General features: G+C 52.6%; 9 protein-coding genes and 2 pseudogenes. 7 read left to right on the forward strand and 4 right to left on the reverse strand.

What is annotated here, in order from left to right; translation table 11 throughout:
- Positions 1-256 precede the first annotated feature (256 nt).
- Positions 257-3,034 carry a flavocytochrome c gene (locus tag ACLRGG_RS18150; RefSeq protein WP_416251079.1) on the forward strand — a complete coding sequence of 926 codons (2,778 nt, stop codon included), beginning with the start codon at positions 257-259 and terminating at the stop codon, positions 3,032-3,034.
- A gap of 135 nt (positions 3,035-3,169) precedes the next feature.
- Here the strand turns inward: ACLRGG_RS18150 and ACLRGG_RS18155 are convergent.
- Positions 3,170-6,049 (reverse strand): annotated as a pseudogene (locus ACLRGG_RS18155) (Tn3 family transposase).
- A gap of 150 nt (positions 6,050-6,199) precedes the next feature.
- On the opposite strand from ACLRGG_RS18155, the gene ACLRGG_RS18160 reads away from it, so the two are divergent.
- From ACLRGG_RS18160 to ACLRGG_RS18180, 5 genes and pseudogenes are all read left to right on the forward strand, one after another.
- On the forward strand, positions 6,200-6,775 hold the full coding sequence (locus ACLRGG_RS18160) for a recombinase family protein (RefSeq protein WP_416251080.1): 576 nt from the start codon (positions 6,200-6,202) through the stop codon (positions 6,773-6,775).
- Positions 6,776-6,811: 36 nt separating this feature from the next.
- Positions 6,812-7,504, forward strand: coding sequence for a hypothetical protein (locus ACLRGG_RS18165; protein ID WP_416251081.1), 693 nt, complete (start codon positions 6,812-6,814; stop codon positions 7,502-7,504).
- A 233-nt stretch (positions 7,505-7,737) separates the two neighbouring features.
- Positions 7,738-8,217 carry an Hcp family type VI secretion system effector gene (locus ACLRGG_RS18170; protein ID WP_416251082.1) on the forward strand — a complete coding sequence of 160 codons (480 nt, stop codon included), beginning with the start codon at positions 7,738-7,740 and terminating at the stop codon, positions 8,215-8,217.
- 71 nt (positions 8,218-8,288) lie between these two features.
- Positions 8,289-9,362, forward strand: a pseudogene (locus ACLRGG_RS18175) (IS3 family transposase).
- An 83-nt stretch (positions 9,363-9,445) separates the two neighbouring features.
- Entirely contained in the window at positions 9,446-10,411 is a 966-nt protein-coding gene (locus ACLRGG_RS18180; RefSeq protein WP_416251083.1) for an FAD:protein FMN transferase, read from the forward strand.
- A gap of 18 nt (positions 10,412-10,429) precedes the next feature.
- On the opposite strand, the gene dcuR is transcribed toward ACLRGG_RS18180, so the two are convergent.
- Genes dcuR through narL form a run of 3 tightly spaced genes read right to left on the reverse strand, consistent with a single transcriptional unit; the run spans position 10,430 to position 13,397 of the window.
- Positions 10,430-11,149 (reverse strand): two-component system response regulator DcuR, encoded by a 720-nt coding sequence (dcuR, locus tag ACLRGG_RS18185; RefSeq protein ID WP_416251084.1) that lies wholly within the window; start codon positions 11,147-11,149, stop codon positions 10,430-10,432.
- Complete coding sequence (locus ACLRGG_RS18190) at positions 11,143-12,750, reverse strand: sensor histidine kinase (RefSeq protein ID WP_416251085.1); 1,608 nt, start codon at positions 12,748-12,750, stop codon at positions 11,143-11,145. Before ACLRGG_RS18190 ends, dcuR begins: the two co-directional genes overlap by 7 nt.
- A gap of 2 nt (positions 12,751-12,752) precedes the next feature.
- Entirely contained in the window at positions 12,753-13,397 is a 645-nt protein-coding gene (gene narL, locus ACLRGG_RS18195; protein WP_416251086.1) for a two-component system response regulator NarL, read from the reverse strand.
- Positions 13,398-13,724: 327 nt separating this feature from the next.
- Here narL and ACLRGG_RS18200 point away from each other — a divergent pair, with 327 nt between their 5' ends.
- Positions 13,725-15,110, forward strand: a complete 1,386-nt coding sequence (locus ACLRGG_RS18200; RefSeq protein ID WP_416251102.1) for a NarK family nitrate/nitrite MFS transporter — start codon at positions 13,725-13,727, stop codon at positions 15,108-15,110.
- Positions 15,111-15,158 lie beyond the last annotated feature (48 nt).

The raw sequence follows: 15,158 nt of genomic DNA on the forward strand, positions 1-15,158 counted from the left end.
TTTAAAGGAGCTTTATTTTAATTGTAAACGAAGTGTTGATTTTTATCAATGAATAATTAACAATTGGATTGGCAGATATAATCGTTATTAGTAAATAAAAGCGTTTAGTTTATTTAAAAGTTTTATAACTAAAATTAGATCTTTTTAAAGTAAAGAAATCGGTATATTAAAAGTATGACATCGGACCACTTAATTAAAACTAATGTAATGCGTCCGCGACAAAATTAAAGGCTTTTAAATTTTGGAGTTGAACACCATGAGTACACTCACCCCGATCCTGAATCCCCTGACCCTGCCAAACGGTGCCGTACTTAAAAATCGTCTGCTGATGGCGCCAATGACCACCTGCACCGGTTTTTATGATGGTACGGTCACCAGCGAGCTGGTGGAGTACTATCGCGATCGTGCCGGCAGCATCGGCACCGTCATTGTTGAATGCTGCTTTATTGACCCGAAAGGTCCTGCTTTTCCGGGCGCGATTGCCATCGACAGCGACAACAAGATCTCCGGCCTGAAGAAAATTGCGGATGCGATTAAGTCCAAAGGCTCTAAGGCGATTTTACAGATTTATCACGGTGGCAGGATGGTCGAGCCGGAACTGATCGGCGGCAGAACGCCGGTCGCTCCCAGCGCCATTGCCGCTCCGCGCGAGGGCGCAACCACCCCGCAGGCGCTGAGCGGCGAAGAGGTTGAGGTGATGATCACTAAATTTGGTGATGCGGTAAACCGCGCCATTAAAGCCGGCTTTGACGGCGTGGAGATCCATGGTGCCAATACCTATCTGATTCAGCAGTTCTACTCACCGAACTCCAACCAGCGCGACGATAAGTGGGGCGGAAGCCGGGATAACCGGGCGCGTTTCCCGCTCGAAGTCCTCGACATTACCCACAAAATGGCAGAGCGGTTTGCTGACAGCGCTTTTATTATCGGCTATCGCTTTTCTCCCGAAGAGCTTGAGGTGCCCGGCATTCGCTTTGATGACACGATGTACCTGCTGGAAAAACTCGCTGCTCGCGGGCTGGACTATGTGCATTTCTCCGTCGGGCAGCTGCTGCGCTCCTCCATCGTGGACAGAGAGGATCCGACGCCGCTGATTGAAAAGTATCGCGCCATGCGCTCAGAGACGCTGGCGAGAATTCCGGTGATTGGCGTCGGTGGCGTGGTTAATAAGGCCGACGCTGAGCGCGGCCTGGAGATGGGTTTTGATCTGGTCGCGATTGGTAAGGCCTGCATTGCCTACCCTGACTGGGCTGACCGCATTATTAACAACGACCATCTTGAGCTATTTATTGACAGCACCCGGCGTGAAGCGTTGAACATCCCTGAACCGCTGTGGCGCTTCTCACTGGTGGACGCGATGATCCGCGATATGAGCACCGCCGGGCGCAAATATAAAGCCGGTGTCTATCAGGAGAAAGTGGAAGCCGAAGCCCTGAAGCTGAAAATTGACGTTATGCTGGATACTGACCGCATCACCGATATCATGCTGGTGCCGGACGAAACCCTGGACGTTGACTTCACTACTACCTTTGAAAGCCTGCGTTCACGCATCCTGGTCGCCAACAGTCCCCATGTGGATGCCATTACCGGTGCGACCACGCAGAGTGAAGCGTTGAAAAAAGCCGTTTCCCGCGCGCTGGCCACCTCAAGTAAAGAGCAGGTCATTGAAGAGGGCGGCAATCCTCAGGCACCGCAGAACTATGATGTAGTGGTGATCGGTAGCGGCGGCGCGGGCCTGGCGGCGGCTATTCAGGCCTGCGATGAAGGCGCCCGCGTGGCGATCATCGAGAAAATGCCGACGATCGGCGGCAATACGATTAAAGCCTCGGTCGGGATGAACGCGGCAGAAACCCGTTTCCAGAAGTTGAAAGGCATCGAGGACAGTAAAGAGCTGTTCTTTGAAGAGACGCTGAAAGGCGGGAAATTCAAAAACAACCCGGTGCTGTTGCGCGAGCTGGTCGAGCTGGCGCCTGAAGCGATTGAGTGGCTGGCCGCGAAGGATATCGTCTTAAACGACATCACCATCACCGGCGGGATGAGCATTGACCGTACCCACCGCCCTGCCGATCGCTCTGCGGTAGGGGGCTTTTTGATTAGCGGCCTGGTGAAAAACATCAATAAGCGCAATATTGAGGTGCTGCTGGAAACGTCCGTCTCCGAAATTCTGTTTGAAAAAGGCGTCGTAACCGGCGTTAAGGTGGTGGACGAATACAATGACAGCCGCATTCTGAACGCGAAAAGCGTGATTGTTGCCACCGGCGGCTTCAGTGCCAATCGCGAGATGGTGGTAAAGTATCGCCCCGAACTGGACGGTTTTGTGACTACTAACCATAAAGGTGCGACCGGCAGCGGCATCGCCATGCTGCAGCAGATCGGAGCCGATACCGTCGATATGGGCGAAATTCAGATCCACCCAACCGTTGAGCAAACCACCTCATATCTGGTGTCGGAAGCGATTCGCGGCGGCGGCGCTATTCTGGTCAGCCAGGCGGGTAAGCGCTTCTTCAATGAGATGGAGACCCGCGACAAAGTCTCAGCGGAAATCATTGCCCTGCCGGAAAAAAGTGCCTGGGTTATCTTTGACGAGCAGGTGCGGATGAATAATAAAGCCGCCGATGAGTATATCGCCAAAGGATTTGTGGTTAGCGCTCCATCACCTCATGCGCTGGCGGTTAAGCTGAATATGGATCACCACGCTCTGCTGGCCACGCTTGAGCGCTACAACCTGTTCGCTGAACAGCAAAATGACGAAGACTTTGGTCGTAAAACTGCGCTGCGCCATCCGCTGAATCAGGGACCTTTCTACGCTATCCGCATTGCCCCCGGCGTGCATCACACCATGGGCGGCGTGACCATCAACCGCGATACCGCCGTGCTGAATACGCAGAAAGAGGTGATTGAAGGGGCCTGGGCAGCCGGTGAAGTCGTTGGGGGCATTCACGGTGCAAACCGCATAGGTGGCAATGCGATAGCCGATATTATTATCTTTGGCATACTGGCAGGGCGTAATGCAGCAGCACTGGCGCGCCGCTAAACAGCGGCGTGCTACAGACGGAGCCGGGTAAATAAGCAGGCGGGGTATGCAGCGTGGAGCGGTATAACGCGCAGTAACTTGGGGTTGTAAGCGGGAACCCGCCAAAATTTTGTGGCGTCTGCCATTCTTAAGCTTTCAGCCCGATGACAGTGTCAGTCCGTCAATCATCGCGTCCAGATCAATCTCTTTTCCCTCAGTGATAAAAGTGTAATGCCCGTTTAAAAAGATGTGCTGCCAGGCTACGGGCGACATCCGTTTGAGGAACTCCATACCCCGGGTGTTACCGGTTGCTTCATATCTCTGCAACAATCGCGATAACAGGGCTGAGTTATAATAAATAATCACGATGCTGAGTAACCGACCACACAGATTGCTGATTGCTGATTGCTGATTGCTGATTTCGAGTTCTATGTCATTCTGGCCCGTCAGCACTTTTTTCCCGCCGACCTGTGCAATCGCCGAGCGGAGCTGATGCCAGGATTCAATCCGATTTTGTGACCGGTGACTGTTTTTTGCCACCTGAGGGTTACGAAGGCTGCGGATCAACTTATCAAATTTGAACAGTGCCTGCCTTGTCGCATTTTCTGCTGAATAGGTGCACAACTTACGGATCAGTGCACCCTGAGTGATTTCTTTTAGCCCCAGCGTGGCGACGATTTGGTCCAGGTGCGGTTTCTCATTGAGAATAATCTACTGATTTATCTGTCCCATCGGTTGGATCAGGCATTTTTTATAACGCGCCGGGTCATCCGCACAAAACAGCTCCTTCAGTATCTCTTCCACGGAGGTAAATCGGGGCTCAAAGCGCAGGCCGAACCAGTGAAGGATCGCGAAGTTGGCCCGGTTAATACTGTGCATGTCTCCGGTTATTACCGTGGGGCGCTAAACGCTGAATTTTTGCCTGTCAACGGCGGCGTATAATTCGCCCAGCTCCAGTGAATAATAGGGGAAAACGGGAAGCACCTTAATCCCATCGCTTATGCTGTTGCAGGCTGCTTTTAACGAGGAAAGTCGCAGATATTGTTCATAAGCACCATTGAGCGCGTGGTAGGGAATATCGCTGGTCCGGGACATCGTCACATTCCCGTGATTCATGGCCTGCGCCATGCTCACCGCCATCAGACTATCTGCGTCAGCGCCCTTTTTCACATACAGAGGCTGCAACGGCTTAAGCGCCGACAGAAAGCGGCACTGTTGATTGACGAAGCGGAAAATATCCGTTAGCTCACAGAATGGCAACTGTGAATAAAAATCCTTCACGCCGTCTGATTGCCCGCCCGCGTCAGGTTTACGCCAGCTGAGCTGCTGTGTTTCGTGATCAAATGCCAGATGAGCAAGCTTACCCTGCTTAAGCTCTTTATTGAAAGCCATCAACTGCCGGTGCAATTCACGCGTTAGTGTTTTCAGCTGTTTTTCGAGCGGCTTAAAAAAAAACGGGATATCCATTTGCGCCAGAATATCGGCTTTTTCCTCAACGGAAACCAGCTCGTATGAAAGATGGCGGTGCTGCAGGCTGTCATCGAGATAAAGTTCGCCGGCCTCCAGCCGTTTTCTGATTTGCCGGTACAACCAGAATTCATAACGATCGGCATGAAGCCCTGTCGGCGTATCTTTTACATCAACGAGCAATAGCCAGGTCTGCAGTCGCCCCGGAAGCGTGGCCGGTGGACACTCTGCCAGCGGACGTTGCGTCAACCGCAAATTGTTTTGAAAACGTTCCTTTAACCCAGGCCAGTGCAGCAAGCCAGGGGCAGTCGGGTGTTAAACTGGAAAAATTCAGAGTGCAAAACAGCGGGCGTAAATGGCGCCGTATATGCGCAGCCTGAGTGTCTACATCTTCCCAGCGCCGGGCCTCCGGCTGTCGGGTTTGACCCGCATTCGCTGCGCCGTATTTTGCAGGGACTCTCTGGGCATGATTTTCCAGGCCCGCTGGCGGACATCACCAAAAGGCATGGTCTCCGTCATGGCATCATCGACAAATAAGGATAACAGACGGCCGACTTTATTATTCTCCTGTTGCCGTTGCAGCACGTCCGCTTCGAAATTTTTTTTTGCTTCTTCCTTGCAGCGATCTTCTGTTTGCTTCATGTGCCACATCATGGCGCTGGTCAGGTTATCGAACAACTGCCGGTACCGAAGCCAGATATAGCACATCAGATATAACCAGGTTTGTTCTTTCTTAAGGTTACGCAGATCGTGGATGGTGTAAAAGTTGACAAGACTGGCAAAGTACAACAGATTTTGTTGCGAAACGCCGAGTCCGGGCAACAGGTGCGGCGCCACCTGATATAACGGGGCCAACTGGCCTCGTTTCTCTCGTTCGGTGGTCATTTGTCGCCAGCGAAAATCTTTCGCTTCCTGTTTCAACACGGCCAGGCCGGACAGGGCGTCATCTTTCTTCAGGAGTGCATTCAATGCGTTTCGTGTTTCATCATCCAGCGCGGCTGACAGAATGCCAGCCAGTCGCTGCCGTTCTGTCGACAGTGTTTTACTGATGATTTTCTGGAGCGTGGAATACCCCGGGCGAACAATTTTCTTTTCATTCAGCCAGCAGATGAGTTCGGTAGCAACAAACCCGGGGGTAATATCACGGCGTACAATCTGCGCAGTGCGGTCATCAAGTTGTGGGCCAACAGACGCGGACCACTGACGGTACCCAAAAAAACCGGTAATAAGCTTACGCTGGGCGTAATATTCATGATCAGAAATGGACTGGCTGGCGGGAAACGCCTCACGAAAGTAGCGTTGCACCACAAAATCGTAATCACTTTCCCCCTGTTGCGGAGAAAAACGAAAGAAGGCATGTTTGGCCTTAAAATAACCAATCTGCAGGATACAGTAAATCTGCGCCACTATTCCGGGGCGGCTGGTAGCCAGTTCCAGTTCCTTTGCTGTAAGCGACAGATATTCCATCTGCTGGCCTTCATCAAAATCAGGCAGACCCTACAGTGCGAATTTTTCTGCATCCGTTAAAACGGAGAGTCTTTTGCCTTTATCTTTACGATGGGATGTCATCCTGACCTCGCACTGAATATGTCCGTAAGAGGATCGCTCTGCTGACAGTAAAAATTAAAATTTGCTCTTCAGAGAAAATCACTGCTGACGTTGTCTCATATCACTGGTACGATATCAATCTCTTTGATGGCCCCTTAAACGTACATACCTATGACTGAAATTCGCATTGGCTATGCCCGGTTTTCAACTGACCGCCAGGATCTGGCCGCCCAGCAGGAAGCCCTGGTCAGCCTGGGCGTCACTCCGGACCGGATTTATACCGATAAGGGTCTGACCGGTTCAAACCGCCAGAGGCCCGGACTGGATCAGGCGCTGGCGGCCGTTCGTCAGGGAGATACGCTGGTCGTACCTAAACTGGACAGGCTGGCCCGTTCAGTTCCGGATGCACGGGAAATTGCCGATGCACTACAGGCCCGTGGTGTGAAACTGGCTCTCGGTACGAGCATCTATGACCCGGTAGATCCGATGGGCAAAATGTTCTTCAACGTGCTGGCTACCTTTGCTGAGTTTGAAGGCGATCTGATACGGCTGCGTACCCGCGAAGGGATGGCCATCGCCCGGGCAAAAGGAAAACTGCGAGGGAAGCAGCCGAAACTATCAGAAAAACAGCAGAAAGAACTCTGCCGGATGCATGAAAGTGGCGAGTACTCTATCAGCGATCTGGCTGAATTATTCTCCGTCTCCCGCCCCACGGTCTATCGAACGCTTTCACGCGGGAAAAAATGAACACCAGGATCTAATGGAAATAAACAAGGAGCGTTTATGTACGAAAACGATGAAATCATCAGTTATTTGCAGGCTAATAAAATTCTGGCGTTAAAACTCGACCATGCAATAACAGGTGTTGGAAAAGCCGTATTAAATCAGATTGAAACTATAGGCGCAGGTGCAACGCGTGCGCTGTATTATACATCCTGCTTTACTGATGAATATCAGGATGTATGGCAACAACAAAAAACCGAAGATATCCGGTTCAAAAATGGCGTTATTTATCTTCTGCGACATGGCAATGTTGCGTATGACATGCTCAAGATATATTTCGAAGAAATATTTAAATATAAAACATCAGAACAGCTTGAACGTATCAAACAAATACTTATGGCTGTTAATATCCATATTGCCGCAAGCTCACTCACAAACGCGGGATTTGCTTTAGCAACAGCATCATTTGTCGCGGCAGGTATGAATTTAAGTCTTGAGCTCAGTGCACTGGCGGGGCGAAGAGCTGGCGGGGTAGTTGGAGCTATTGGTATATACGGTATGGTCCAGAAAGCCGCAGAGAGTGCACATCGTCTTCATATTACTCATCCTGAGTACTACTCAGCGCTATATGCTCAAGAGCTGGAAATGATGTACTTCTTGATAGAGCCATTGTTTGAGCGGGCTGAGGCGTTTAAAGCACAATGGGTATCGGATGATGAAATTGCAGACATTATAACCAGGATGATTCGATAAACATGATGAATCTTGTCAAAAGGTTTTTCAGGCGGATATTCAGGTCATTGGTTTCGTATTATGGACCTACAGTGCTGACTATAATATTCGCTTTGGTTCAGGGGGTATTATTCCCTAATAGCCCAATTTGGCTTATCCCCTTATTTTTTGTGTTTGTGATGATTGTTTTATCTATATATGAGATTGTAAACTTTAAACGTTAAAGTTATCGTGAGTTTTTATAAGGAAATAATATGTCTACTCCCGCACACTTATGGCTTGAAGATGAAAATGGTTCTCCAATTGTAGGCAGCTGCATGATGCCCCTGCGCTTAGGGTCTATTGAACTGAAATCATTCTCCCACGGCGTCACTATTCCGGTTGATCCGAGTTGGGGGAAACTTACAGGTACGCGAGTTCACCGTCCTATAACGATAGTGAAAGAATTTGATCAGACAACACCACTCCTGTACCGCGCTGTCTGCGAAGGCAGAACCATGAAGAAGGCGACAATCAAGATGTACCGTATTCTGGAATCCGGTATTGAGGCCGAGTATTTCAATATCATTCTGGAAAACGTCAAGTTCACGACAGTTGCACCATTTCTGTCACCTAACGGTATGAGTAGTACCCACCTTGAAACACTCGAATTGCGTTATGAGGCGATCACCTGGAAGTACATGGAAGGAAATATTATCTATCGTGATTCATGGAACGATCGCTGTTGTGCCTGACAACTAAGTGATCTTACCCACCTATAGTGGACACGCGACTAAGTGAGTAAACTCTCAACCAGAGGTGACTCATGACAAAACCAACATCGACCAGCAAAAAGCCCCGTAAGCAGCACTCGCTTGAATTTCGCAACGAAGCGCTGAAGCTTGCTGAGCAAATGGGTGTTGCTGCCGCGGCCCGCGAACTCAGCCTGTATGAATCACAGCTTTATACCTGGCGCAGCAAGCAACAGCAGAGAGTGACCGCGTCAGAGCGTGAAAGTGAACTGGCCGCTGAAAATGCCTGCCTTAAGCGGCAACTGGCTGAGCAGGCGGAAGAGCTGGCCATTCTCCAAAAGGCCGCGACATACTTCGCGAAGCGCCTGAAATGAAGTATTTCTTTGTCGAAAAGTATCAGGCTGAGTTCAGCATTAAAGCCATGTGCCGGGTGCTGCGGGTTGCCCGCAGCGGCTGGTATGCCTGGCGTCTGCGCCGCCATCAGCCCGGCCCGCGCCAGCAATGCCGTCTTATCTGCGATGCCGCCGTCCGTAAGGCATTCACTGAGGCAAAAAGGCGTTATGGCGCGCCTCTTCTGGCCAGAGAACTGCCGGAATACAATATCAAAACCATTGCCGCCAGCCTGCGTCGTCAGGGACTGCGGGCGAAAGCCTCCCGGAAGTTCAGCCCGGTCAGCTACCGTGAGCATAGCCTGCCGGTATCGGAGAATTTACTGAAGCAGGACTTCAGCGCCAGCGGCCCGAACCAGAAGTGGGCGGGAGACATAACGTACCTTCGCACGGATGACGGCACAGATGGTGTGCGATGCACTGCAAATGGCACTCTGGCAGCGAAAACGTCCGGAAAATGTCATCGTTCACACCGCCCATGGTGGACAGTACTGCTCTGCGGATTATCAGGCGTTACTGAAGCGATACAATATGCATGGCAGCATGAGTGCAAAGGGTTGCTGCTATGACAATGCCTGTGCGGAAAGCTTCTTCCACTCGCTAAAGGTGGAATGCTTCCATGGGGGACACTTTACCCGCCGGGAAATAATGCGAACGACGGAGTTTAATTATATTGAGTGTGATTACAATCGGTGGCGACATCACAGTTCCTGTGGCGGTCTCAGCCCGGCCCAGTTTGAAAACCAGAACCTCGCTTAGTGTTGTGTCCACATTACGCGGGTAAGATCAAAGGGCATCAGAGGAGGCAAATACCTCCTCTGACACTAACGAGGAAAGAAATCATGTCAGCAGAGGGTCGGGTTTACGGCTATTCCGCCGTGTTGATGGGTTCACCGATCCTGCTTAAGCTGTTTGAACATAACGAAGGCCGGGCCATGCGCGTCTTTCGCCTGATCAAACAGCTGGAAACGCTGCTGACGGTAAACCGGCCGCATTCCGAGGTGATGGCGATTAACCATGCGGCGGGTGACCACCCTGTGGTGGTTAGCCAGCCGGTGTTTAATCTTATTGCCCGGGCAAAAGAAGTCAGCATGATGCCCGGCAGCTGTTTTAATCTGGCCATCGGGCCGCTGGTGAAGCGCTGGAGAATTGGCTTTAACGGCGACAGCGTGCCGCCTGCAAAGGAGATCCTCGCTCTGCGCGCGCTGACTCAGCCGCAGCAGGTGATCCTCGACCCGCAGTTACGTTCGGTCTTTCTGGAAAAACGCGGAATGGAGATAGATCTGGGCGCCATCGCAAAAGGGTATATCGCTGACCGGGTCAGGGATCTGCTGCGGCAGGAAGGAGTGGAAAACGCGCTGATTAATCTGGGGGGGAACGTTCAGACGCTGGGCGGTACCCCGGACAGCTCGCCTGGCAGCTGGGGAATTGGTCTGAAAAAACCCTTTGGCGCGCCGGATGAGCTGATTGGCGTGATTAACGTCACCGGTAAATCCGTGGTCACCTCTGGCGTTTATGAGCGTTACTTTGAAATTCAGGGGCAGCGCTATCACCATATCCTCGATCCCCACACCGGTTACCCGCTGGATAACGAACTGCTCAGCGTCACCGTCATTTCTGATGACTCGATCGATGGCGATATTTTTACCACGCTCCTGTACGGCATGGGCGTAGAGAAAAGCCTCGCTTACCTTGCCGATATTCCGGCTATCGAGGCCCTGTTTGTTACCCGCGATCGGCAGGTTGTTTTCTCGTCGCCGCGGCAGTTCTCCTTTACCCTGCGGGACGACAGCTATCACCTGGCCTGACGCCAGTAGCGGATAATATTACTGGCAGAACTGCCTGAGCAGGGCCTGGTGTTCAACCTGTAGCCGGTAGCGGTATACCGGCCTGCCCGTGGCACCGTAGTGAAGGTTAGTGGACAGAATATGCCGCTGGGCCAGCCAGATAAGATATTTCCGGCAGGATACGCGGGAGATAGTGACCGCGGCGGCCAGCTCATCGGTGGAAAACTCGGTACCTGGGTGCGCATCAATCCACTGACACAGGGTCCGCAGGGTCTGAGGCGTTAACCCTTTGGGAAGGCGGTGCGTTTCGCCATTCTCCGCAGGATGACCGTGCAGCAGCACATCGACGTCGGCCTGTTCGAAATATTGATGATTATCCTTCAGCGTTTTTTTATGCCGCCATCCGGTCAGCGACTCTTCAAAGCGGGAAAACTGGAACGGCTTAATCAGGTAATCGACGACGCCATAGTGAAGTGACTGCTGGATGGTGTCGGCATCGGCGGCGGAAGAGATCACGATGACGTCAATGCTGCGCTTTGCGTGGCGCAGCTCCGGCAGCAGATCCAGACCGTTATCCTGCTGCATATAGATATCCAGCAGGATCAGGTCTACCGGCAGGGTACTGTCCAGCAGTATCTCCTTCGCCTGTTTCAGCGTGGAAGCAATGCCGCAGCAGGTGAAACCAGGGATCTGGCCGATGTAGCAGCGGTTTAGTTCTGCGACCATTGCATCATCATCAACAACTAACACATTTAGCATGCGCGTATGTTTCCTCCATCCCAGGGCAGTTGGACTAAAAATTGGGTGTAAACACCGGGTTCGGATTCTACGATAATTTCGCCTCCAATACTCAGCGTCTGCTGTCGGGTAAGAAATAAGCCCATGCCGCGACGCTCACCTTTGGCTGAAAAACCTTTCTCGAAAATCGCGTCCAGATGCGCGGCCGGAATGCCCGGCCCGTCATCGCTAACCTCACAGGCCAGCCAGCCATTTTGATAGTGCAGCAGAACGTTCACCTCGCCTTCGGGCTGGCCGCTCATCGCCTCAAAGGCATTTTCAATCAGGTTGCCCAACACGGTAATCAGCGTGGAAACCTGTTTTTCATTGCTGCTTTCGGGCAAAAAGCTGTCTTCATTCAGCGTGAGCTGGTGGCCGGTGTCCGATGCATGGTTAATTTTGCTTAACAGGAAACCGGCGACCACTGGCGATTTGATGCGCAGCAGCAGTGAACCAATCTCCGTCTGGTAGTTATTGGCCGTTTTAAGAATGTAATCCTCAAGCTGGGTATAGCTCTTCATATGCAGCAGGCCCAGAATAACATGCAGTTTGTTCATAAACTCATGAGAGTGCGCGCGCAGGTTATCGACGTAGTTCACCATGCCGCTCATTCGCTGCATCAGCTGAGTCACTTCAGTTTTGTCACGGAAGGTACAAATGGCCCCCAGTACCGCACCGTTGCTGCGTACCGGCACCGTATTACTGAGCAGGATGCGGCCATTAACGTGGATCTCTTCATCCTGCCGGGAAGTGTTGTTGCGTAATACGTCGCGAAGATTGGCGATAATATTGCCGGCGTCCGCGGCGGTTGAGCCCATACAGAGCTGCCGCGCCTCTTCGTTAATCAGCGTCACCTGGGCCTGGTCATCGACCGCGATAACCCCTTCCCGAATGGATTGCAGCATCGCCTGCCGCTGCTCAAACAGCGCGGAAATCTCGTAAGGCTCAAGCCCAAACAGCAGGCGTTTTAGCACCGTGACCAGACAAACCGCGCCCGTTGCGCCGACCAGCGTGCCGAACAGCACCGTCCAGAGAATATCCCAGCGGCTATGGTTAATCTGCTGCGTTACGCTACTGAGGGAGATACCAATCGCCACCACGCCAATCTGCTGGCGCTGCGCATTATACACCGGGGTGAAAACCCGTAGCGCCTCATCCAGTATGCCTTTGTTAACGGCGATATTCTCATGCCCCTGTAGCGCCGCATTGAGATCTTCACCGATAAAGTGCTGATTGATGGCCTGAGGATTAGGATGGGAATATCGTCGCCCCTGCATATTGGTCACTACCACAAAGAGCAGGCCGTTGTTTTTTTGCACGGACATCGCGATGGGCTGAATAATATTGCTGTCGGGGGGCAAAGTAAGGCCGCGCTGAATATCGGGTGATGCCGCGAGCGTCCTGGCAACGGCCAGCGCCTTATCTTTTACCCCTTCACGGGTGACATTGCTGATTTGTACCACATACAGCCAGTGTACGCTCAGTAATACCACCAGAATCACCGTGCCGAGCATCAGCGAGACGGTCGTGCTGAGTTTCATCGGGCGCCTGCGCAGCGGCCCGGGTTTTCGTGAATCATTCATGCTTATTGATGTCCACTTTGCAAAGCCCAGACGGCGGCTTCCACGCGCGATTTTAAGCGCATTTTTTTCAGCAGATGTTTAACGTGAACTTTCACCGTACTTTCCGTAATGCAGAGTCGTCGGGCGATTGCCTTGTTGGTCATCCCCTGGGCAATCAGCCGCAGAATATCGCGTTCGCGGCGGGTAAGCTGGCTGATATCGCGCGCCTCCGGGCGGTTTTCCCGCAGGCTGGTCACCAGCACGTTGGTGAGCGTCTCACTTAACACCATCTGTCCGGCAGCGGCCTGATGCAGCGACTTTAGCAGCTCCTCCGGCTCCATATCCTTCAGCAGGTAGCCATCGGCGCCGCCGCGAATGGCATTAACCACGTCATCTTCGTGATCGGATACGGTAAACACCACGATGCGCCCGGTGAGTTCCAGCGTACGCAGCTGCACCAGCGTACTCAGCCCGTTCATGCCGGGCATATTCAGATCGAGCAGGATCAGATCGGGATCGTGTAGCCCGGCCAGTGCCACGCCCTGTTCCCCGTTACTGGCTTCAGCGACCACCAGCAGGCGATCGTCCAGCCCAATCAGCTGCTTTACGCCATTGCGCAGCATGGGATGATCGTCAATCAGTAGCAGAGTGGCGGCTTTTTCTTTCACAGCATGTATCCCATAAGCGCGTGGTCGGGCATTCCGGCCACTAAAATCGTTCGTCGACGCTATTTTACCCATCGTTATTGTTAACCCTATACCACCAAAGAGGTAAGCATTAATTTCCACAGTGGAGAGGTATCAGAAGGCATCAGGCAAAAAAAAACACTATTTCCATAAATATTCTGTGGTTAAAGCGATGCCAGTCATACCCCTTAAGAGGTTAGCAGACCCTGATGAGAAAAATTTACCTGCCGGGCCGTTGATTTACATCAACCTCACGGGAGGGGGGGATCATCAGGATGTGGGTCAATTTTATCTGCCAGCGAGAAAATGATGTCACAAGAACACTCCCTCTCCCCGCCGCAGCGTGGTGCGGTGCTACAGCAGTGGCAGCCGGAGGATCCTGCCTTCTGGCAGCAGTACGGGAAGCATATTGCCCGCCGTAACCTGTGGATCTCCGTCTTCTGCCTGATGCTCTCATTCTGCGTCTGGATGCTGTTCAGCGCCGTAGCGGTCAACCTGAACAGGGTTGGATTTCACTTTACCACCGAGCAGCTATTTTTACTGACTGCGCTGCCCGCCGTCTCCGGCGCGCTGCTTCGCGTGCCCTACTCATTCGTCATCCCGCTGGTCGGCGGACGGCGTTGGAATGCCTTCAGCACCGCAATTTTGCTGGTTCCCTGCCTGTGGCTGGGTTTTGCCGTACAGGATCCCCGAACTTCGTTTGCAACTTTTGTGGTGATTGCGCTGCTCTGCGGTTTTGCCGGGGCGAACTTTGCGTCCAGCATGGGCAACATTAGCTTTTTCTTTCCCAGGGCAAAGCAGGGGAGCGCGCTGGGCATTAACGGTGGCCTGGGTAACCTGGGCGTCAGCGTAATGCAGTTCTTTGCGCCGCTGGCGATATCCGTCGCGATCTTTGGTCTCATGAGCGACGGCGTACAGGTTGACGGTGAACCGCTGTGGCTCGAAAACGCCGCATGGATTTGGGTGCCGTTGCTGACCGTAGCCACGCTGGCCGCCTGGTTTGGCATGAACGATCTTGCCGCGGCAAAATCCTCGCTGCGCGAGCAGTTAACGGTGCTGCGGCGGCCGCATCTGTGGATTATGGCGGTGCTCTATCTGGCCACCTTTGGCTCTTTTATCGGCTTTTCTGCGGGTTTTGCGATGCTGTCAAAAACGCAGTTTCCCGAGGTTGTGATCCTGCGCTACGCCTTTTTCGGCCCCTTCCTCGGCGCGCTGGCGCGTTCAGTGGGCGGCATGCTCTCTGACCGCTTTGGCGGCGTGCGCGTCACGCTACTTAACTTCATCGTTATGGCCCTGTTTACCGCGCTGCTGTTCCTGACGCTACCGGGGGAAGGACAAGGCTCTTTCATCGCTTTCTACGTCGTCTTTATGGTGTTGTTTATCAATGCCGGATTGGGCAGCGGGTCCACGTTCCAGATGATTGCGGCGATCTTTCGTCGGCAGACCTACGAGAGGATCAAAAGTGACGGCGGCAGCGACGAAAAAGCCCAGCGGGAGGCGGTGACGGAAACCTCCGCAGCACTCGGGTTTATTTCGGCAATTGGCGCGCTGGGCGGCTTTTTTATTCCCCAGACCTTTGGCCTGTCGCTAAGTGTGTCCGGCACACCCGCCGGGGCAATGCAGGTTTTTCTGGCGTTTTATCTGATCTGCGTGGCCATCACCTGGTGGGTGTATGGCCGTAAAAAAGCAGACTGACTGATTCACCTTACCGCGCGCATGCGCAGTTTACGCAATGTCGTTTTG

Source organism: Erwinia sp. PPS120 (assembly GCF_047918655.1).
In the GTDB taxonomy this organism is placed as follows: domain Bacteria; phylum Pseudomonadota; class Gammaproteobacteria; order Enterobacterales; family Enterobacteriaceae; genus Erwinia; species Erwinia tasmaniensis_A.

Bases quoted from the DNA above. Each gene is read 5' to 3' on its own strand.
- ACLRGG_RS18190 (WP_416251085.1), bottom strand. From the start codon at position 12,750: ATGAATGATTCACGAAAACCCGGGCCGCTGCGCAGGCGCCCGATGAAA.
- ACLRGG_RS18180 (WP_416251083.1), top strand. From the start codon at position 9,446: ATGTCAGCAGAGGGTCGGGTTTACGGCTATTCCGCCGTGTTGATGGGT.
- ACLRGG_RS18165 (WP_416251081.1), top strand. From the start codon at position 6,812: ATGTACGAAAACGATGAAATCATCAGTTATTTGCAGGCTAATAAAATT.
- dcuR (WP_416251084.1), bottom strand. From the start codon at position 11,149: ATGCTAAATGTGTTAGTTGTTGATGATGATGCAATGGTCGCAGAACTA.
- ACLRGG_RS18200 (WP_416251102.1), top strand. From the start codon at position 13,725: ATGTCACAAGAACACTCCCTCTCCCCGCCGCAGCGTGGTGCGGTGCTA.
- ACLRGG_RS18170 (WP_416251082.1), top strand. From the start codon at position 7,738: ATGTCTACTCCCGCACACTTATGGCTTGAAGATGAAAATGGTTCTCCA.
- ACLRGG_RS18160 (WP_416251080.1), top strand. From the start codon at position 6,200: ATGACTGAAATTCGCATTGGCTATGCCCGGTTTTCAACTGACCGCCAG.
- ACLRGG_RS18150 (WP_416251079.1), top strand. From the start codon at position 257: ATGAGTACACTCACCCCGATCCTGAATCCCCTGACCCTGCCAAACGGT.